The 17458-nt window shown below is 68.5% G+C and carries 21 protein-coding genes; 9 read left to right on the top strand and 12 right to left on the bottom strand.

Annotated features, from left to right (window positions below):
• The first annotated feature begins 7 nt into the window (after positions 1–7).
• Positions 8–1018, top strand: a complete 1011-nt coding sequence (gene rsgA / locus ACIRRY_RS45315) for a ribosome small subunit-dependent GTPase A (protein WP_403985117.1) — start codon at positions 8–10, stop codon at positions 1016–1018.
• Between the two features lie 75 nt (positions 1019–1093).
• Positions 1094–1417: a multidrug efflux SMR transporter gene (locus ACIRRY_RS45310; RefSeq protein WP_043674501.1), complete on the top strand. Its 324-nt coding sequence runs from the start codon at positions 1094–1096 to the stop codon at positions 1415–1417.
• 34 nt (positions 1418–1451) lie between these two features.
• On the opposite strand, the gene ACIRRY_RS45305 is transcribed toward ACIRRY_RS45310, so the two are convergent.
• The gene (locus ACIRRY_RS45305; protein ID WP_403985115.1) at positions 1452–2057 is read right to left on the bottom strand and encodes a TetR/AcrR family transcriptional regulator; all 606 of its coding nucleotides are present in this window, start codon (positions 2055–2057) and stop codon (positions 1452–1454) included.
• 216 nt (positions 2058–2273) lie between these two features.
• On the opposite strand from ACIRRY_RS45305, the gene hisN reads away from it, so the two are divergent.
• Complete coding sequence (hisN, locus tag ACIRRY_RS45300; RefSeq protein ID WP_403985113.1) at positions 2274–3074, top strand: histidinol-phosphatase; 801 nt, start codon at positions 2274–2276, stop codon at positions 3072–3074.
• Between the two features lie 37 nt (positions 3075–3111).
• Here hisN and ACIRRY_RS45295 read toward each other — a convergent pair whose 3' ends face one another.
• The 9 genes from ACIRRY_RS45295 to ACIRRY_RS45255 all read right to left on the bottom strand — a co-directional run bounded on the left by ACIRRY_RS45295 (position 3112) and on the right by ACIRRY_RS45255 (position 11717).
• Positions 3112–4347, bottom strand: coding sequence for a tyrosine-type recombinase/integrase (locus ACIRRY_RS45295; protein WP_403985111.1), 1236 nt, complete (start codon positions 4345–4347; stop codon positions 3112–3114).
• 82 nt (positions 4348–4429) lie between these two features.
• Complete coding sequence (locus tag ACIRRY_RS45290; protein ID WP_403985109.1) at positions 4430–4675, bottom strand: helix-turn-helix domain-containing protein; 246 nt, start codon at positions 4673–4675, stop codon at positions 4430–4432.
• Positions 4676–5127: 452 nt separating this feature from the next.
• On the bottom strand, positions 5128–6603 hold the full coding sequence (locus ACIRRY_RS45285) for an ATP-binding protein (protein ID WP_403985107.1): 1476 nt from the start codon (positions 6601–6603) through the stop codon (positions 5128–5130).
• A gap of 2 nt (positions 6604–6605) precedes the next feature.
• Entirely contained in the window at positions 6606–7469 is an 864-nt protein-coding gene (locus ACIRRY_RS45280) for a bifunctional DNA primase/polymerase (RefSeq protein ID WP_403985105.1), read from the bottom strand.
• A gap of 98 nt (positions 7470–7567) precedes the next feature.
• Positions 7568–9352: a cell division protein FtsK gene (locus ACIRRY_RS45275; RefSeq protein ID WP_403985103.1), complete on the bottom strand. Its 1785-nt coding sequence runs from the start codon at positions 9350–9352 to the stop codon at positions 7568–7570.
• A gap of 353 nt (positions 9353–9705) precedes the next feature.
• Entirely contained in the window at positions 9706–10086 is a 381-nt protein-coding gene (locus ACIRRY_RS45270) for a DUF6251 family protein (protein ID WP_403985101.1), read from the bottom strand.
• Positions 10087–10159: 73 nt separating this feature from the next.
• Positions 10160–11170, bottom strand: coding sequence for a DUF2637 domain-containing protein (locus ACIRRY_RS45265; protein ID WP_403985099.1), 1011 nt, complete (start codon positions 11168–11170; stop codon positions 10160–10162).
• On the bottom strand, positions 11167–11463 hold the full coding sequence (locus ACIRRY_RS45260) for a DUF6303 family protein (RefSeq protein ID WP_403985097.1): 297 nt from the start codon (positions 11461–11463) through the stop codon (positions 11167–11169). The genes ACIRRY_RS45265 and ACIRRY_RS45260 overlap by 4 nt, the downstream gene beginning before the upstream one ends.
• Entirely contained in the window at positions 11460–11717 is a 258-nt protein-coding gene (locus ACIRRY_RS45255; protein ID WP_403985095.1) for a DUF6284 family protein, read from the bottom strand. The genes ACIRRY_RS45260 and ACIRRY_RS45255 overlap by 4 nt, the downstream gene beginning before the upstream one ends.
• Positions 11718–12209: 492 nt before the next feature.
• On the opposite strand from ACIRRY_RS45255, the gene ACIRRY_RS45250 reads away from it, so the two are divergent.
• Both ACIRRY_RS45250 and ACIRRY_RS45245 read left to right on the top strand, forming a co-directional pair.
• Positions 12210–13055 carry a sigma factor-like helix-turn-helix DNA-binding protein gene (locus ACIRRY_RS45250; RefSeq protein WP_403985093.1) on the top strand — a complete coding sequence of 282 codons (846 nt, stop codon included), beginning with the start codon at positions 12210–12212 and terminating at the stop codon, positions 13053–13055.
• Positions 13056–13138: 83 nt separating this feature from the next.
• Positions 13139–13864, top strand: a complete 726-nt coding sequence (locus ACIRRY_RS45245; protein ID WP_403985091.1) for a hypothetical protein — start codon at positions 13139–13141, stop codon at positions 13862–13864.
• Positions 13865–13985: 121 nt separating this feature from the next.
• Here the strand turns inward: ACIRRY_RS45245 and ACIRRY_RS45240 are convergent, their stop codons facing one another.
• Both ACIRRY_RS45240 and ACIRRY_RS45235 read right to left on the bottom strand, forming a co-directional pair.
• Positions 13986–14186 carry a hypothetical protein gene (locus tag ACIRRY_RS45240; protein ID WP_403985089.1) on the bottom strand — a complete coding sequence of 67 codons (201 nt, stop codon included), beginning with the start codon at positions 14184–14186 and terminating at the stop codon, positions 13986–13988.
• A 181-nt stretch (positions 14187–14367) separates the two neighbouring features.
• The gene (locus ACIRRY_RS45235) at positions 14368–14685 is read right to left on the bottom strand and encodes a DUF6415 family natural product biosynthesis protein (protein WP_403985087.1); all 318 of its coding nucleotides are present in this window, start codon (positions 14683–14685) and stop codon (positions 14368–14370) included.
• Between the two features lie 297 nt (positions 14686–14982).
• Between ACIRRY_RS45235 and ACIRRY_RS45230 the strand changes: the two genes are divergently transcribed.
• The 4 genes from ACIRRY_RS45230 to ACIRRY_RS45215 form a co-directional block, all read left to right on the top strand.
• Positions 14983–15243: a hypothetical protein gene (locus tag ACIRRY_RS45230; RefSeq protein ID WP_365608258.1), complete on the top strand. Its 261-nt coding sequence runs from the start codon at positions 14983–14985 to the stop codon at positions 15241–15243.
• Positions 15215–15742, top strand: a complete 528-nt coding sequence (locus tag ACIRRY_RS45225; RefSeq protein ID WP_403985085.1) for a DUF6879 family protein — start codon at positions 15215–15217, stop codon at positions 15740–15742. Before ACIRRY_RS45230 ends, ACIRRY_RS45225 begins: the two co-directional genes overlap by 29 nt.
• A 24-nt stretch (positions 15743–15766) precedes the next feature.
• The gene (locus ACIRRY_RS45220; RefSeq protein ID WP_403985083.1) at positions 15767–16618 is read left to right on the top strand and encodes a helix-turn-helix domain-containing protein; all 852 of its coding nucleotides are present in this window, start codon (positions 15767–15769) and stop codon (positions 16616–16618) included.
• A gap of 272 nt (positions 16619–16890) precedes the next feature.
• Positions 16891–17458: transposase (locus tag ACIRRY_RS45215; protein ID WP_403985081.1), on the top strand; the 568-nt coding region annotated here is incomplete at its 3' end.

Below are 17458 nucleotides of genomic sequence, written 5' to 3'. Positions count from 1 at the left end.
TCACGCCATGCGTCGCTACGGCAAGAACACCGACGAGGACGACATCCGCCAGCGCCCGAACCGCAAGGGCAACCGGCCGCGTACGAACATCCGCCCCAAGCACGAGGAAGCGGTCGGGGGCATGGTCCTCACCGTCGACCGGGGCCGGCTGACCTGCCTCGTCGACGACCGGGTCGTGATGGCGGTCAAAGCCCGCGAACTGGGCCGGAAGGCGGCCGTGGTCGGCGACCGGGTCGGCATCATCGGTGACCTGTCGGGCGACAAGGACACCCTCGCCCGCATCATCCGCATCGAGCCACGCACCTCGGTGCTGCGCCGCACGGCCGACGACGACGACCCGTACGAGCGCGTGGTCGTCGCCAACGCCGACCAGCTCGCCATCGTCACCGCCCTCGCCGACCCCGAGCCGCGCCCCCGCCTCATCGACCGCTGCCTGGTCGCGGCCTACGACGGCGGCCTCGACCCGCTGCTCGTCCTCACCAAGTCGGACCTGGCGTCACCGGACCAACTCCTGGAGATGTACGGCGCGTTGGGCGTCCCCTACGTCGTCACGAGCCGCGAGGAGCTGGAGAACGGCAGCGCGGTGGAGCGGGTCCGCAAGCAGCTCGACGGCAAGATCACCGCGTTCGTCGGGCACTCCGGTGTCGGCAAGACGACCCTCGTGAACGCGCTGGTCTCGCTGGAGCGGCGGCGCAGCACCGGCATCGTCAACGCCGTCACCGGGCGCGGCCGGCACACCACGACCTCGGCGCGCGCGATCCCGCTGCCGGACGACTCGGGCTGGGTGGTGGACACCCCGGGCGTGCGTTCCTTCGGCCTGCACCACGTGGACCCGTCCCGGGTCATCAAGGCATTCCCCGATCTGGAGCCCGGTACGGCCGACTGCCCGCGCGCGTGCAGCCACGACGAGCCGGACTGCGCACTGGACCAGTGGGTGGCCGACGGTCACGCCGACCCGCAGCGGCTGTACTCGCTGCGCCGGTTGTTGGCCACTCGTGAACGAACCGACGGCGACTGACCACCGCGTGTTTGTGGGGGCTCAAGTTCGGTAAGTGCATAATCGCACCGAGCCGGACAAACGGGAGGACAGCTCATGGCGTGGCTGCTGGTTGTCGTGGCCGGAATTCTGGAGACCGGGTTCGCCGTGTGCCTGAAGCTGTCCCACGGCTTCACCCGCCTGTGGCCGACGGTCGCCTTCTGCTCCTTCGCCCTGGGCAGCTTCGGCCTGCTCACCCTCTCCCTGAAGAAGCTCGACGTGGGCCCCGCGTACGCCGTGTGGACCGGCATCGGCGCGGCGGGCACCGCGATCTACGGAATGGCGTTCCTGGGCGACCTGGTGTCCACGCTGAAGCTCGTGTCGATCAGCTTCGTCATCGTCGGGGTGATCGGACTCCAGCTGTCCGGTTCCGCGCACTGATCTGTTTGGCACGCGGTTTTCGTCGGGCTGAGCTCTATTTGGCCGGGCCCAGCGCGCCGCGCACCAGTTCGCCGACCCCGCCCTCGCCCGGCGGAGCCGCCACGCAGGACAGCGCCAGCCGTACGACGAGTTCGCAGGAGCGGACCAGGTCGGCGGTGTCCGGCCGGGCGCCCCCGGGTCCGACGAGCGCGGCCACGGCACGGTCGCGGACGACGGCGACGAAGTCACCGGGTGACGGCAGCGGCCCGTCGGCCCGGCGCTGGGCCGGCACGGCGGAGGAGGACGGCACCGCGGACAGGGTCGGCGAGGGCAGCCGTTCGCTCCAGCAGCCGGTGAGCATCGCCCGTACCAGCGCGTTCTCGCGGGCCGCCGACGTGGTCCACTCGGCGGTCGCGGTCAGCCGCTCGCGGGCGTCGCTGTGACTTCCGAGCGCCCGCTCGACACCGACGAGATACCCGTCGGCCTCCCTTCTGACCAGCGCCCGCGCGAGCCCCTCCTTGCTCCCGAACTCGTTGTACAGCGTCTGCCGGGACACTCCGGCGGCGGCGGCCACGTCCACCATCCGTACGGTGGACCACGACCGGCGCGCCAGCGCCGTATAGGCGGCGTCCAGCAGGGATTCCCGCGCTGCAGGCATCATTCGCCTCCCTGGGGCGAGCGGCTCTGCGCCCAGATTTGACGCGCACGGGAGCACTGTCAAGGGTTCGCGGCGGTGCCGGGGGGCGCACTTCGGCCGTCGCGCGCGGGAGTCCGCGGGGCGGTGCCGCTCGGAGGGAGGTCCCGACGGTCCCCCACCTCACGTTTCGCCCACCGGACCCTGTAGCCCCGGCGCGACCCCTGAAGATACGGTTCACGCATGGCCGACTATCACGATGACCTGCGCCTCGCCCACGTCCTCGCGGACGCCGCCGACGCCGCGACGACCGCCCGGTTCAAGGCGCTCGATCTCAAGGTCGAGACCAAGCCGGACATGACTCCGGTCAGCGACGCGGACAAGGCGGCCGAGGAACTGATCCGCGGCCATCTGCAGCGCGCACGCCCGCGCGACGCGGTCATCGGCGAGGAGTACGGCATCGAGGGCACCGGCCCCCGCCGCTGGGTGATCGACCCGATCGACGGCACCAAGAACTTCGTCCGCGGCGTCCCGGTCTGGGCCACGCTGATCTCCCTGACGGAGGCGGCGGAGGGCGGCTTCCAGCCCGTCGTCGGCCTGGTCTCCGCACCCGCGCTCGGCCGCCGCTGGTGGGCCGCGAAGGGCCACGGCGCCTACACGGGCCGCAGCCTGTCCTCCGCGTCCCGGCTGCGCGTCTCCCAGGTCTCGAAGCTGGCGGACGCCTCCTTCGCGTACTCCTCGCTCAGCGGCTGGGAGGACCAGGGCCGGCTCGGCGGCTTCCTGGACCTGACCCGCGAGGTGTGGCGCACGCGCGCGTACGGCGACTTCTGGCCCTACATGATGGTCGCCGAGGGCTCGGTCGACATCTGCGCCGAACCCGAGCTCAACTTGTGGGACATGGCCGCGACCGCGATCATCGTCACCGAGGCCGGCGGCACCTTCACGGGCCTCGACGGCCGCCCGGGCCCGCACAGCGGAAACGCGGCGGCGTCGAACGGCATCCTGCACGACGAGTTCCTGGGGTATCTGAACATGCGCTACTGACCTGGTTTCCGGCCTGACCTGCGCGTTCCTCCCTCCCTCATACCCCCTGGGCCGTCGTGGGGCCGTCATCGGTCTTCGGGCCGTCCTCGAACACGCCGTTCACCGCCTCCCGTGTCCGCTTCTCGCTGCTCGGCATCAGGTGGGTGTACGTCCGCAGCGTGAAGCCCGGGTCGTGGTGTCCCAAGTACTCGGACAGGGCTTTGATGTTCTCCCCCGCGTCCAGAAGCACGGACGCGTAGAAGTGCCTGAGCGCGTGCATGCCGTTCTCCCTGCCGCGCGGGACGCCTGAGGTGTCGAGGGCGGGGCGCCACGCCAGGCGGTTGAAGACGACCCGGTTGATCGCGTGCTTCCCAACGTTGGTGAAGAGCAAGGAAGCGGTCACCGGATTGCCGTCGACCGTGCGCCATGGCAGCGATACGGCTGTGGGCGAGTGCTTCGCGATGTGGCCCTCAAGCGACCGCGCGACGCTTTCAGGCAGAGGGACAGTGCGCGTCTTGCCGCCCTTGGGCAGAGCGAACACCTGCTTACCGGCGATGAGCTTGACCTGGCGCACGACGTGAACGACCCCTTCCACGAAGTCCACGTCGTCAACGGCCAGGCCGAGCACTTCGCCCTGCCGCATGCCGCAGCCGCCGGCCAGGTCCACCATGACCCGGTACCGCTCCGGCAGTGCGGAGCGCATGGCCAGCACACGCTCAGGCCGCCACGGCACGATCCGGCGGGGCTCCAACTTGGGCGCCTTCACCGACGATGAACGGCAGGGGTTGTGCGGGATCAAGCGGTCATCGACGGCCGCCGCCAACATCGCGTTGCAGTTGGCGAAGATGACTCGCTGATAGGCGGGCGCCACCCCACCATCCTGAAGCTTCCGTAGCCACTCACGAACGTGGATCGGCTTCAGCGAGTCCAGCGAGCGACTGCCCAAGTGCGGCAGGACATGCAGGCGTATGCGCTGCTCCGTACTCACGAAGGTGCCGGGGTCCATGGTGAGCGACGCCAACCACCGCTGCGCGTGCTGACGGACCGTGAGGCGCCCGGCACGCGGGTCGATGTACTGACCGCGCGTCATGTCCGCCTCGATCTGAGAAAGCCACTTCTCGGCGATGCGCTTCTGTCCGTCGGGGAAGCTCTTGGACTTCTCGGTGCCGTCGGGGCCGACGTAACGGGCGCGGTAGCGCAGGCCGGTTCCGTGGCGGTCGCTCTTGGCGCGGATGGTCTTGCCGTCGGTGGTGGTTTCGGTCTTGTACCAGCGGTCTTGGATGTGGCCTGCCATGCGGGGGTGTTCCCTTCGAGGCATGAGGAAGGGGGCCACGGTGTGGCCCCCTGGGGTGTTGCGTTGTGTGGTTGTGGCTGGGTCAGGCGGCGGCCTGGTCGTCGTTCTTGCGTTCGGTGACGTAGGCGCGGACGTCGGCGGGGTCGTAGCGGATGTACTTGCCGATGCGGAATCCGGGCGGCCCGACCTGCTTCTTGCGCCACTGGTAGACGGTCTCTTTGGGGACCTCGAAGATTTCGGCGATGTCGTCCGGGGTCAGGTAGCGGTCCGGGAGGCCACCCCGGAGAGTCGCGCGGGGGTCGTTCTGCACGGGGGCGGTCGTGCTCATGCGGGCAGACTCCTTCTGAACGGACTGCCCTTGTAGGGGGCGCGCGTGTCCGAGGTGGGGATTTCTGCGTCACCCGCGTCATCTGCGTCATCCGTGCGTCTGAACTGCGGGTTTTGGGTGACGCAGAGCGATGGGAGTGCGTCACCGGTGACGCAGGCTGTCCGTCGCCGGTGACGCAGATGACGCGGGGTGACGCAGGCACGGGCCGTCTGCGTCACCCCTGTCTGCGCAGGTCACCGGCCGTTTTCCGGGGTCGGGTGACGCAGGTGACGCAGCGTTTCCTACTTAGGAAAAAGGGAGGGGGTGTTTGTGGTCGTGTGTGCGGCTCAGGGCGTGAAAAAGGGGCCGCCTCGCGGCGCGACCTGGGGCGGCGCAAGCGCCGAACAGCAAGAGGAGCACGCCCCCACGGCGGTGGTGCTCCTCTTGCTCGTGCCGACGGGCGGTGACGCCGGTCAGAACGCCCGTTCCTGGTCGTGCGGGATCGGGAGGGACGGTCGGGCCAGTTCGAGGTATCGGCCCTCTTTGGTGCGGCCGGAGTCGATGAGGACGCCCCGCGCGGCGAGGGTGGGCTGAAGGCGCTTGAGACGGTCGGAGAGGACCTTGCCGGTGGTGGGCCAGCCCTTGGGTAGGGGGCGGCAGTCGTCGCCGCTGTAGAGGCGCGTAAGGCAGTGCAGCCACTCGGTGGAGGTCATCCGCGTTTCCGTACTCGCGTCCATGGTGGCAGCGTGCTGAAGCACGGTCTGTGCCAACAGGTCACCTTCGATGACGTCGTCGTTGAGGTCGTCGAGACTGGCCCGGTAGGCGGCCAGAGCCCCGAAACCGGTGGCCGCGTCGAGCTGCGCGCACAGGTGCGCGAAGTCCGCCATCCGCAGGTCGGTTGGAGTCTCCACCTCAACCGCCCGGACCTTGACCGCGAGGTCCAGGAGCGAGCCAAGGACCACGGGCAGCACCTCGGCGTACTCCGTCCACAGCTCCGCTTCGGTACGCCGGACGCGGGGGCGTTCCAGGCGTAGCGGCAGGAGCCGTTCGGCGAGGTCGGGGCGGATGACTCCGACGTCGATACCGGTCAGGAGCAAGGGGCGACGGTACCGGGCGCGGAACACGTCCCCGTCCGTGAACAGGGCGCGTTTGACGGTCTCGGCCCCAGTGACGATGCAGCACATCGCGTCGGACAGGTCCGGCGTCATGTGGGAGAGGTTGTCCAGGGCGGTGACCCATCCGGCGGCGACGGCCGCGATCAGGTTCTCTTCGTCCTTCGGGGCCCGGCGCAGGTCACCGTCCATGCCCTCGATGATCCGTACGAGCATGCGTCCGCCGGTGGACTTCCCGGCGCCCTGGGGCCCGGTGAGGAAGGGGGCGGGGACGGGCACGGACGGACCGAGGCAGCCGATCAGCCACGCGATGGCGAGGCATTCGGTCTCGGCGCCCGAGAAGTTGCACAGCCTCAGCAGGAGGTCGATGCCCTTGCCGTTCGTGTCCTTGACCGGGAGGGGGAGTTCGCCGGTGAGCTGGGTCCGTCGCCAGCACACTTCGCGCGGGTCGGGAACGGTGACGGCCCATCCGGTGGGGTGGATGCGGACGGACTGTCCGTCCGTGCGGCCCAGATCCAGCCACGTCGCTCCGTCGAATCCGGGGGCGACGCGGATGTGCACTGGCTGCACGTCCTCCGTCAGCGCGAGCGCTTCGATCAGGTCCAACGCCTCCTTGAGGGCGGTCCCGTTGAACACGCCAATCCCGTCCTTGAACAGGCCGACCATGAGTTCCTGGCGGTGGCTGCCGGTCGTGCCCTGGGAGCGGATGGGGCGGGCCACGGGGTGGCCGTTCTTCTGCGCGTACACGGTTCCATCGGCGGTGCGGAAGTAGCGGAAGTGGGCTTGCGCGTAGTCGGTGATGACCTTGCGGGCGGGGCTCTGTTCTTCGTCGGCCATGGCTAAAGTCCCAGCGTGGTGCGGGCGTTGGTCCATGCGTCGGTGCAATGCCGGACGCTCTCCCCCTTGGCCTGCGCAGCGGTGAACAGCCGGCCGATGTGGGCGTCGGTGAGGCAGCCGCACCGGCCGTGAGTGGAGAGCACGGCGAGAAACGTCCGGTAGACGGTGGCGTGGATCGCCTCGCGGGCCACGGTGATGCGCTGCTCGGCCATCGCAATGCCACGGTCCAGATAGGCGGGCATGCGGTGACGGCACTCCCCCTCCTCCGCCCGTGCGGGCACAGGGATAACCGCCCGCACGGGCCGCACCGTGGAGGGTTCTTGCGCGGTGAGTCCGCGCACGGCGTCCGGCAGCGCCGTGATGGTGCCAGTGCCAGGACCGAGCCAACGGGCGTAAGACATGAGCGACTTGATGTCCACGCCGGACCGGACCGCGTTACGCGAGGGCATGACCCCCTGGTAGATCCAGTGCTGCCCACGCGTGGTCGGCACGGTCCGCGTGGCGGGCAGGGTGTCACGGGCCCACGCGATGGCTGCCGCGTTGTCGAGGTCGACCACGGTCAGCCCGGCGCCGCCGGGGTGGTAGCCGACCCCCGCCGCCTGTCGCCACGCAGCCATCCACTGTGGGGAGTTGAGGACGTGCGGGTCGGTAGTGGCAGCGGCCCACGCGTGGCAGGGAGCCGAGCAGTGGCAGGGGCCGGGGGTCTTCATGTTCGGCCGGCCGCCGCACGCGTTCTTTGCGCAGGTACGGCAGTTGCCGAACGGCACCTTCCCTACCCGCAGCGGCAGGGAAGGGAGCCCATTCGCGGCGAGTGCTAGCGCGGCGTGCAGCGGAGCTAATCGCCGGATGTCGGTGGGTTGGGTCATGCTGGGGGACCTCCACAGGTCGGTTGATGACAGGTGGACAAGCGGCGGCCCCGGTTCATTGGCGTGAGGGGGGCCGCCGTTGTCGTGCGTTGGGAGGCTCAGGCGGCGGCGGTGTCGCCGCCACGTGTCGCGGTCAGTCGGCCGTCCAGGGCGCGGAGGGCCATACCGCCGGTCGTGAGGGTCTTGACGGCCTTGGACACAGAGCCCTTGGACAGGCCCGTGATCGTGACCAAGTCCTTCTGTCGGACCGGTTCGCTTGCGGTCTCGATGGCCTTGAGGACGCGGGCAACGGCGCTGTCCGTGGCGGGTTCATCCGCCGCCGTGGCCTTGACGAGAGTGAGCGTCGGCGCGCTCACGGCTTGCGCTGTGGGGCTGGCGGAGCGGGACCAGGGGGTGCGGTTGGGCAGGGCGATGACGACGGCCTTGTCCATGTAGCGGACCTTGACGGGGTCGGGCTTGCGCTTGCCGTCCCGGATCAACGCCACACCAGGGACCGGGAGTTCGTCCGCGTTCCAGCCCTTGGCCTGCGCGTCCTCTCCGAGCACGACGCGGGCTTCGGCCGGCGTGCGGACCGAGAGGCAGATGGAGACGCCGATCTGCGGGGCGATCTGCTTGGGGATGCCGTCACCGATGGTGGGCTTCTGCGTCATCCACCACAGGTCGACGCAGGCCGCGCGCCCCATCCGCGCGATGGACTCCAGCCCCGGCAGAGCCGACCGGTTCACAATCCGAGTCTTGCCGTCGCCGCTCTCGCTCTCGTACGGCACCTTGTCGGCGGCCGTCATGACCTCGGCACCCTCGTCGACGACGACCGTGATGCGGGGCCGCTCCGCCGTGGGGGTCCAGGTGTCCTGTCCCTTGGGCAGGATGCTGAGCCGGTCCAGCATCTCCGTCTCCAGCTCATCCACCAGGTCGACGACGTCACGGGGAATGGAAGCGACGCGGGCGCGGTGGTCCCACAACCGGCCCTCCACCCGCTTGAGGTCGATGATGGCCAGCGCGTTCGTCTCCCCCTCGGACGCGTCGAACAGCAGCGGGCGGGAGGCGACCGACTTGCCGGCACCCGAGCGTCCGGCGATCAACAGCCGCTCCCCGAGCGGCACCGTCACCGCGTCACCGGTCACGGTGTCGACCCCGAGGGAGCGCCGCTCAGGTGTCCACGTCAGGTCGTCGCCGTCGGCCGCGCTGCGGGTGCGCAGGATCAGTTCCGCCCACCCGCCGCGCTTGCCTGCCTTGATCTGCACGCGCAGGTCTGTGCGGGCCCCGAGCAGGGCGCGGACGTGGTCCTCGGCTCCGCGCAGTTTCCTCGGCGTCCACTGGCCATCGAGGCGGACGGCGCACACGATGCCCGACTCGGTCAGCTTGGGCTGTCCGGTCAACGTGCCTGCGAGGCCTCGCTGTTCGGCGTGTTCCTTCCAGTGCAGCGGCTGAAGTCGCTTGAGGAGTGCGGCCTCTTCCGCGTTCGGCTTGAGCCCGTCGTCGTCGCGACCCCGGACAATGGCCCAGACGATCGAGGCCGTGACAGCGATCGTGACGGCGACGGCCGACCACACCCACACCCGTGTGGGCACCGTCGGCAGCCAGACGTATCCGGCGACGGCCGCACCGATGACGGTCTTGGACGCGAACAGCCACAGTGGGTCGGGTACGCGCCGCTTGGCGTTACGCAGTTCACGTTCCGCGCGGTGGCGGATGGGGGTGATCCCCTCGGGGTCGAGGGCGCGGGCGGTGGCGAGCGCACGGCGCGCGTCGCGCACCAGGGGGTTGCGGTCGGCGCGCACCGCGCGGCGGCGGTCGGCTTCCTTGCGCCAGTGATCGGCCGTCCAGCGGGCGGCGGTTGCTGCGTACTGACGATGTGTCCGCCAAACTGACGTGTGGCTCACGGAGTCCTCTTTCCGGGATGGTGAGTCGGACGGTGGCGGGCCCTGCACGGCCTGCCACCGTCACGGTGTGTAGTGCGGTTTCCGGTTTCCTGGTTTCCTGACAGCCTCTCTACGCATGCGCGCGCGAGGACGGAAACTGCCCTCACGGAGCGTTGCTACAGGGGCTGTTGTGGCCGAACAGGCTTCGGGGGGTGTCCACCCACACCGAAGAGATGTCGAACGCTCTATGGGACGCCTACGGCTTGCGCCCGTTCCGGGTCAGCTGAGACGAGGCGATGGAGAGGCCATCGGGCCGCCTCCCCTCCCTGTCCTCACGCCCGGTGATGAGGCGTGAGGCCGGGGACAGGCAGGCGTCAGCGACCGCGACGCACCCGCTCAGCGGCGGCCCTGCCGTCACCGCCGCACACCGAACGGACGATCGTGACCACGCCCCAGGCCATGACTGCGGCCAGGAAGGCGAGCATCGCGAGGTTGGCGGCCATCGCCGTCAGCACGCCGACCAGCAGCGGGCCGAAGTAGACGCCGGCGGCCACCGCGCCAGCCCCGACGCCGGAACCGAGCGCGATGCGCTGGACGGTGCGGTCCGGCGGCGCGTGGTGGATGTGCTGAATCACCGTCGGCGCCATCTGCTGCGCGGGCGGCACCGGGCCGAGGTGGGCTGGGTGGTCGTTGTAGACATAGCGGCCATCCGGGAGGCGGACGACGCTGGGCACAGGCAGGTTGTCGAAGTCCACCAGGGACCTCCCAGATCAGTTGGAGTCGACGCAGGGCACGCAGGCAGAGACCCGCTCGCGGGTGCGGCGGTCATCAGCGGCCGGTAATGGCGAGATCCGCTGGAACACCGTTCACGGGACCTCGCAGTTCGGCGTACCGGGTCGAGACCCAGCCCACCGACCAGCCGCACAACTCGGCAGCCGTGCGCACCGACATGCCCTCGGCATGAGCGGCGGCCACGATCGAGCGGGCGTCGTCCTCGGAGAGCTTCTCCGTGGCGGGGCCGGCGGACAGCAGCGCGGCGCGTTCACGCGCGGCCCGCTCCTCCCGCTCCGCCTGTTCACGACACTCCCGCTCAACACGCTCGGCCCGCTCCCGCTCGGTGCGTTCGACGGCCTCTTGTTCACGGCGTTCACGGTCCCGCTCACGCTGTTCACGCTCGCATTGAAGGCGTTCACGCTCGGACCGCTCGGCTTCCTCCCGGGCCTGTTCGCGCTCGCGTTCCTCGCGCCGCGCGGAGGCTTCCCGCTCGGCCTGTTCACGGGCCATGCGGGCTTCGTGCTCACGCTGTTCACGCACCAGCGCCGCCGTGTGCTCACGTTCCTCGCGGGCCCGCCGTGCGGTCTCGCCACGCCGCTCGATGGCGGCACGCTCACGGGTTTCCCGCTCGGCCTGTTGCTTGGCTTCCAGCGTGAGTACGGCGGCGGTGATGGCCCGCCGGTAGGCGAGTCCGGTCTCTGCCGTGACGATCAGCAGCAACGGCGCAACCGCGTGCACGGCCACGCCCACCAGGTCGTTCTTGAGGGCGGAGTCCGCGACGTTGAGGGCGAGCGTCATGCAGCCGGTCATCCACCGCAGGACGATCGGCCACTTCCCGCCGTTGCCCCCGAGCCGGGCGAGCACCGCGTCCAGGCGGACCACGATGACCACCGCCGCATCCACCACAAGCGGCAGGATGGGCGCGGTCCAGGCCCACCGGGCGGGGGTGTGAGCGGCAGCGAGCGGAGTGACGGTGAGGATCGAGTAGAGCATCGCGCCCGCCACGATCAGCCACGTGCCGACCGACAACGCCCGTTCTGCCGAACGGATATGAGCGGCGTTCATACGCTCACCCCCGCCCATGAACGCACCCGGATCGCGGCGATCAGCACCACCGGGGAGGCGGGGTCACCGTAGGTCTCGGTGTCCTCGGTCCACTCCCACTCGGCGCCCGTTACCGGCTCGAAGCCGAGCACGCTGAGCGCGTCCGTACGGTCCGTGAACGTCGGGACCGTGCGCCCGAACCGGTGGTCCGGCCACCGGTCGGTGGTGTTCATCAGGGCCACATACAGACGCCAGCGGCCATCCCGGACGGACATCTGCGCGGTGAACTCCCGCGTGCTCTGCTGTGCGTTCACGCCGCACCGCCCCGGTGCACAGTCGCGGCCTGGCCCGCCAACGCGGTCAGCAGCCGGCGGCGGGCCCGGCGGATACGCCGGACGTCCAGCTCGGTGGGAGTGCGGTTGATGGTGATGATCTGCGCGTCCAGCAGGTCGACGTCCGCGAGGATCGCGGGCATCTCCAGCTCGATCGCGTCCAGCTCGGCGTCCGTCGGGTCCATGAAGTCGGCGAACGCGGTAACAGCATCTCGAACAGTGACGATGTGGTCCATTGGGTCGTGTGTCCTTCCACAGGTGAACGGCCCGAACAGCGGCCCCGGTGTGTCAGCACCGGGGCCGCGCGCCGTTGAAGTCGGGTTTCCGGCTCCCCTCAGCGCCGCTCGTACGAGACGAGCAGCGGAGGCAACCGGCCGCAGAGAACTGCGGTGGATGAGTGGTCTCTTTCGGGGACGCGGCTGCCGGATCAAGGAACAGCTCGCTAGGGCCCCGTTGTAGGCAGAGACCTGACCTTTCGGTCTGCCATCCGAACTGCCAAGGGATCGCCTGCCGCGAGGCAGACGACTGTCCGGTGCCCTCCCCCCGTCCACTGCGGGGCTCCTGGTCGTGCGTTCTTGCAGGTAAAGCAGGCGTGGCGCATTCCCCCTACGTTGCTTAGGGGGGGTTGCGCACTTGCTTGATAGGTACCGTAAGCAAACGGGAGGGGTGCGCGCAACCCCCTCTAGCGATAGAGTTCGCTAGCCCCCCTAGACGAGGAGTGGAGAGCTGTGCACGACGACATGAAGCGGGTCTCTGAGATCGCGGCCCCGGTCGACCGGGCCAAAGCAGCGATCGACCTGATGGCGACCTATCAGGGATGGGTGCTTGAGCTGTCCCGCATCCGCCGCGAGGCCATCGAGGAAGCGCAGGCGTCCGGCATGACTCAGACCGAGATCGCCGCGCAACTCGGGGTGAGTCGAGGCCGCGTAGGGCAGCTGGCGTCCGCCGGCCCACCCCCGGAGCGCGCGTTCTTCGGCACGGATCTCGTGACCGTGTCGCTCGGCGGCAAGCCCGAGGCAGGCAAGGGTCCCGATCAGAACCCGAGTGAGGTTGTGACCAGGGAAGACCTCAAGAACTTCGACCACCTGCGCAAGTTGCTGGGTGGGATGAAGCTTGAGGCGGAGTACGAGGTGATTCCGACGACGGGAATCGTCAACCTCAACCGCGACAACCACGTGGTCGTCTGTGGACCGCGACTGTCACCCATCGTGGCCCAGGTGCTCGAAGGGGACGACAACCTGCGGTTTCAGAAAGACCGAGCCTGGCACCTGGTAGATCAGAAAGCCGGCAACGAGTACCGATCGCCGATGGATGAGGACGGCACCGCGGGCGACTTCGGCTATCTGGGCCGACTTCCTCGGTTGGACGGCCGCGGCACGTTCTTGTACATCGCCGGAATCCACTCCATAGGCGCCAACGGGGTCGTGCACTACTTGGAGAACAACCTCGCTGAGCTGTACCGAGAGGTTCGCACCCGCCGGTTCTCAACGCTCATTTCCTGTCGCTACGACCCCAAGACGCTCGACGTGCTGGAGAGCCGCCGCGTCACCCCGCTGTACCGACACGAGGGATGACCATGCGCGTCTGTATGGACACACAACCTGGGGGACCCAACCCCAATGAGGACTGGGTGGCAGGAACACCCACGCTCGCTGTCGTGCTGGACGGACTCAGCACGGCAGGCCTCACCACGGGATGCCGACACGGCGTCCCGTGGTACGTCGCGCACCTCGGCGGTCAGCTTGTGGCGGCCCTCGCAGACCAGGACCGCCAACTCTCAGACGGTTTGGCGGATGCCCTCGAACGTGTTGCCAGGCTGCATCCGGAGTGCGACCTCAAGAATCCGGGGACGCCGTCCGCCACAGTCGCGGTCCTGCGGCATCGAGACGACGTCCTGGACCATCTCGTCCTCGCAGACTCCCCCATCGTGTTTGAGGGACCACAGGGGCACTCGGTGATCACCGATCTTCGAGTGGACGACATCCTCCCCGAGATGAGAGCCGAGGTTGAGCAATACGAGACTCATACCCCAGAGCACCGGGAGAGCCTGCAACGCTTCGTGCTCGCGCAGCGGCAAGTGCGCAACACGACAGAGGGGTACTGGGTGGCTGCGGCGGGTCCAGAAGCAGCAGAACACGCCCTGACCGGCACGACCTCACTTGGAGAGGTGCACGCTGCCGCCGTGATGTCTGATGGCGTATCAAGGCTCGTAAGCGAGTACGAGATGGCGACCTGGTCTGAAGCGTTCGCCACGCTCCGGGCCGGAGGTCCCCGTGAACTGATCGACACCGTACGCAGGGTTGAGGCTACGGACCCCACTGGACGCCGGTGGCCGCGATACAAGTCCGGGGACGATGCCGCAGTGGCCTTCTGCCAATGGTGACTTGACCAGCGAAAAGCCCACCACGTTGGGCCCTCAGTGACCGATGTGGACGATCACGGAATTGGTTCTGGCCGTGACCACGTGACCGTTGACAGAGTCGTGCCATCGGGCTTGCTCTGACTCAGGGCTTCCTCCGCTCCGCTACGAGCACGCGCGCCAGGATGCGCACCAGCGCGGTGTCCGGCTCGACGAGGGCGACGTGCTCGCGGTGTGCCCACACGTCGCGCCCCGGTCCGCTCATGCTCTCCTCGTGCCAGAGATGAACTGCCTCGTCAGGGTCGGCGATCGGCTCGTCGCAGTAGCGGCAGAAGCGCAGGGTCATGACGCACCCGCCGTACGCGTGTGGCAGGGACAGGTGCAGCGGCGTACCAGGACCAGCCCAGCCCCGTGAGGTAGTGGGATGTCCTTGGTCTGGCGGCAGTCATGATGCAGGTACTGGTAGCCGTCCTGAGCAGCCACCGCGCACTCTGCGGAGCGCGTCGAAGTGTCGTCGATGGCCCCGCTCACGGGCGCACGTCGAGGTTCTCGTAGTGGTCGCACAAAGCGTTCAAGGTGCGTGCCAGGCGCCGGGCATAGCCGACTTCTACGCCGAATCTGCGAATCGGCTCGGCGCGAAGTTTTCCCCTCGCCTCACCTACGCAGGCGAGTGCGCAGTACCGGGGGATGCTGTCCTTCTTCAACCGCCTGACGGACTGCTCAACCTCGGGAATGAGCAGCTCCAGATGCCCTCGAACCGTCTGTGTCAGCGTCTCTAGTTCATCAGCCGTCGGCGGCAGTGCCACGGCATCTGAGTCCAACAGAATCTGCGCGGTCTGGCGCATGACTGCAATGTCAGGGCGATCGGCTTGCCGGCGCTCAGTGCCCTCGGATGCTGCGGTTGCGCGGTTCGCCATGTTGACCCCTGCCCCGTCGGCCACGCCCGGGGCCGTTCGCGTGGTCGCCGGGTCTCGTCGTACCTCCTGAAGCTAGGAGTGCGATACACACCATCGCCAGCGATGTGCAAATGTTTGCATCCTGGCTAACTGTTCCTGCCCTTGGCGATTTTGACCTCTTGACCGGACACGACATCTGCCGGAGCGTGTCGCAAAGAACTGCACATCTCATGGATGGAGACAGTCATGTCGCTACGGTTCATCGGGATCGACCCCGACACCAAGACCGGGGACTCACCGACCGTCTGGGTTGACCAAGAGAAGGGTGAACTGGTCTTCCAGGGATGGAAGCCCGACCCCCAACTCGAAGCAGAGTGCGCCGCGTTCGAAGTACCAGGACACGCCGTCGGCATTCCGGTGGACGAGGCCGTCATCCGCGTCCCTGCCAGGATGGTGCACATGATCAGGGAGGCATGCGATGTCCTCGATCGTTCCGACGATCGCTGAACTCATAGACGACTGCACCCGCTCCGCTGTGCACCTTGAGATGCGAGACCACTACGGCGTGGCCGCAGAGGCTGATGACTTCCGGGCATGGTTGGAGACCGGCCGTCTCGACACCGACCCGGAATCACAGGACTGGGCGCCTTGGGTGGACCTGGTCTCCCGCGCCGTGGCGCGCGGCATCTCGGTGCGGCGCGCCAGAATCGTGTCCGAACCCGTCACGGACTACATCCGCTACGAACACGCCTCCACCGGCGTCAACGTGCACGCCGGGGAACAGGTGCGCTGGTTGCCCCGCCGAGGCGCCTCGGACATCGCCCTGCCGGGCAACGACTTCTGGCTCTTCGACGATCAGGTGATCCGGTGGGGCTACTTCTCCGGCGACGGGGCCATGATCGGCCACGAGATCTCGGAGGACCCTGCCGCCGCGAAGCTCTGCGCTGAGTCCTTCGAGGCCGTATGGACGCGCGCGATCCCTCACGACCAGTACCAGATTCACTGACCAGAAAGCACCGGCAGCCAACTCATGCCCGCCTCGCCGTCCTCGTCTGCCCAGGCCGCACGTGAAGCCGTCGCCCACCGGCTGCGCGACCTCCGCAAGGAAGCCGGCCTGACGGTCGTGCAGTTGGCTGCCGCGTGCGGCTGGCACTACTCCAAAACCTCACGCATCGAGAACGCTCTCACTGGGCCGTCCGCGAACGACATCCGGCGATGGTGCACCGCGACCGGGTCGGACAGCCAAGCGCAGGATCTCGTCGTGCAGTCCATCAACGCCGAGTCGATGTACCGGCAGTGGCGCGACCAGGTCCGCGCCGGCCTGCGCCACATCCAGGAAAGCAGGATGCAGGCGTCACGCGAGACCGAGAACTTCCGGATCTACTCCTCCAGCATCGTCCCCGGCCTGTTGCAGACAGAGGGCTACGCGCTCGCTGTCCTCGGTATCGCTGCGGGCATCCATGACTTGGACATCGACGACAGCGCGGAGGCCGCGCATGCTCGGCTCGAACGCTCCCGCATCATTCACGAGCAGGGACACCGTTTCGTCGTCGTGATCGAGGAGGCCGTCCTGTACTCCCAGGTAGCCGACGCCGACGCGATGGCAGCACAACTCGGCTACCTCCTCACCGCCGGCGCCCTGCCGGCCGTCTCCCTCGGTGTCATCCCTATGACCATCCGTCGGACACACTGGCCCGAGGAGACCTTTCACCTCTACGACGACAAGCACGTCTCCGTCGAACTGGTGTCCGCCGAGGTGAACGTGACCCAGCCCTCCGAGATCGCCCAGTACATGAAGGCGTTCGAGCAGTTGCGCAGCATGGCCGTGTACGGCGCGGATGCTCGCGCTCTGATCGTGAAGGCCATCGATGCTCTGCGCTGAGCCCGGCAGAAATTTCCCCACTCCATCAAGGCGGCTCGCTCCGCTCCCCGCGTGCGGCCCGGGCGCCGGCCGGGCCTGCGCTCTTGTCTCCGCCCCGCTCCAGCCCGGTCGGCTCCCGGGCCGCACGCGCAATCAGCCACTTGCCTCTAGCCTCGGGCTTTCATGAAGTGGTCTGTCCGAGGCTTGATCACAAACGCGAGAAGTGCTCCTGACCTGGAACGATAGGACTTGTCGAGGGTCCAGATCGTGCCGTGGAAAGAAGCACTTCTCAGGTGAAGAAGCGTATCGGGTCGTACCCGCGTGTCCGCGTTGAGGGCAGTGGTCGTGGAGTGGTCTCGCAGGCGGGGGCCGTGCTGCTGGTGGAGACGGTCCGCAAGTCGGGTCTGGATACTGCGATATCGACGGCTCTGACACCCTGGCGCAAGCCGCGGGCGGTGCACGATCCCGGCAAGATCCTGCTGGATGTGGCGCTCGCGGTCGCCCTCGGCGGCGACTGCCTGGCCGACGTCGGCATGCTGCGGGCCGAGCCGGCCGTGTTCGGGCCGGTGGCCTCGGACCCGACAGTCTCCCGGCTGATCGACACGCTCGCAGCGAGCGGCCAACGCGCCTTGACCGCGATCCGCAGTGCCCGGTCCCACGTGCGCCAACATGTATGGAAGTTGGCCGGGCAGACGGCGCCGGATGCGACCGGCTCGGTGACCGTGGACCTGGACGGCGTCCTCGTCATCGCGCACTCCGACAAGGAAGACGCGGCTGCGACCTGGAAGAAGACCTTCGGCCACCACCCGCTGATGGGTTTCGTCGACCACGGGACGGGCGGGTCCGGCGAGCCGGTGGCCG

Origin of the sequence: Streptomyces sp. NPDC101776, assembly GCF_044766845.1 — a bacterium.
In the GTDB taxonomy this organism is placed as follows: domain Bacteria; phylum Actinomycetota; class Actinomycetes; order Streptomycetales; family Streptomycetaceae; genus Streptomyces.
This window is presented reverse-complemented; position numbering and strand designations above follow the sequence as displayed.

Bases quoted from the DNA above. Each gene is read 5' to 3' on its own strand.
- ACIRRY_RS45280 (WP_403985105.1), bottom strand. From the start codon at position 7,469: ATGACCCAACCCACCGACATCCGGCGATTAGCTCCGCTGCACGCCGCG.
- ACIRRY_RS45295 (WP_403985111.1), bottom strand. From the start codon at position 4,347: ATGGCAGGCCACATCCAAGACCGCTGGTACAAGACCGAAACCACCACC.
- ACIRRY_RS45225 (WP_403985085.1), top strand. From the start codon at position 15,215: ATGTCCTCGATCGTTCCGACGATCGCTGAACTCATAGACGACTGCACC.
- ACIRRY_RS45305 (WP_403985115.1), bottom strand. From the start codon at position 2,057: ATGATGCCTGCAGCGCGGGAATCCCTGCTGGACGCCGCCTATACGGCG.
- ACIRRY_RS45230 (WP_365608258.1), top strand. From the start codon at position 14,983: ATGTCGCTACGGTTCATCGGGATCGACCCCGACACCAAGACCGGGGAC.
- rsgA (WP_403985117.1), top strand. From the start codon at position 8: ATGCGTCGCTACGGCAAGAACACCGACGAGGACGACATCCGCCAGCGC.
- ACIRRY_RS45285 (WP_403985107.1), bottom strand. From the start codon at position 6,603: ATGGCCGACGAAGAACAGAGCCCCGCCCGCAAGGTCATCACCGACTAC.
- ACIRRY_RS45265 (WP_403985099.1), bottom strand. From the start codon at position 11,170: ATGAACGCCGCTCATATCCGTTCGGCAGAACGGGCGTTGTCGGTCGGC.
- hisN (WP_403985113.1), top strand. From the start codon at position 2,274: ATGGCCGACTATCACGATGACCTGCGCCTCGCCCACGTCCTCGCGGAC.
- ACIRRY_RS45310 (WP_043674501.1), top strand. From the start codon at position 1,094: ATGGCGTGGCTGCTGGTTGTCGTGGCCGGAATTCTGGAGACCGGGTTC.
- ACIRRY_RS45290 (WP_403985109.1), bottom strand. From the start codon at position 4,675: ATGAGCACGACCGCCCCCGTGCAGAACGACCCCCGCGCGACTCTCCGG.
- ACIRRY_RS45220 (WP_403985083.1), top strand. From the start codon at position 15,767: ATGCCCGCCTCGCCGTCCTCGTCTGCCCAGGCCGCACGTGAAGCCGTC.
- ACIRRY_RS45235 (WP_403985087.1), bottom strand. From the start codon at position 14,685: ATGCGCCAGACCGCGCAGATTCTGTTGGACTCAGATGCCGTGGCACTG.
- ACIRRY_RS45255 (WP_403985095.1), bottom strand. From the start codon at position 11,717: ATGGACCACATCGTCACTGTTCGAGATGCTGTTACCGCGTTCGCCGAC.
- ACIRRY_RS45240 (WP_403985089.1), bottom strand. From the start codon at position 14,186: ATGACCCTGCGCTTCTGCCGCTACTGCGACGAGCCGATCGCCGACCCT.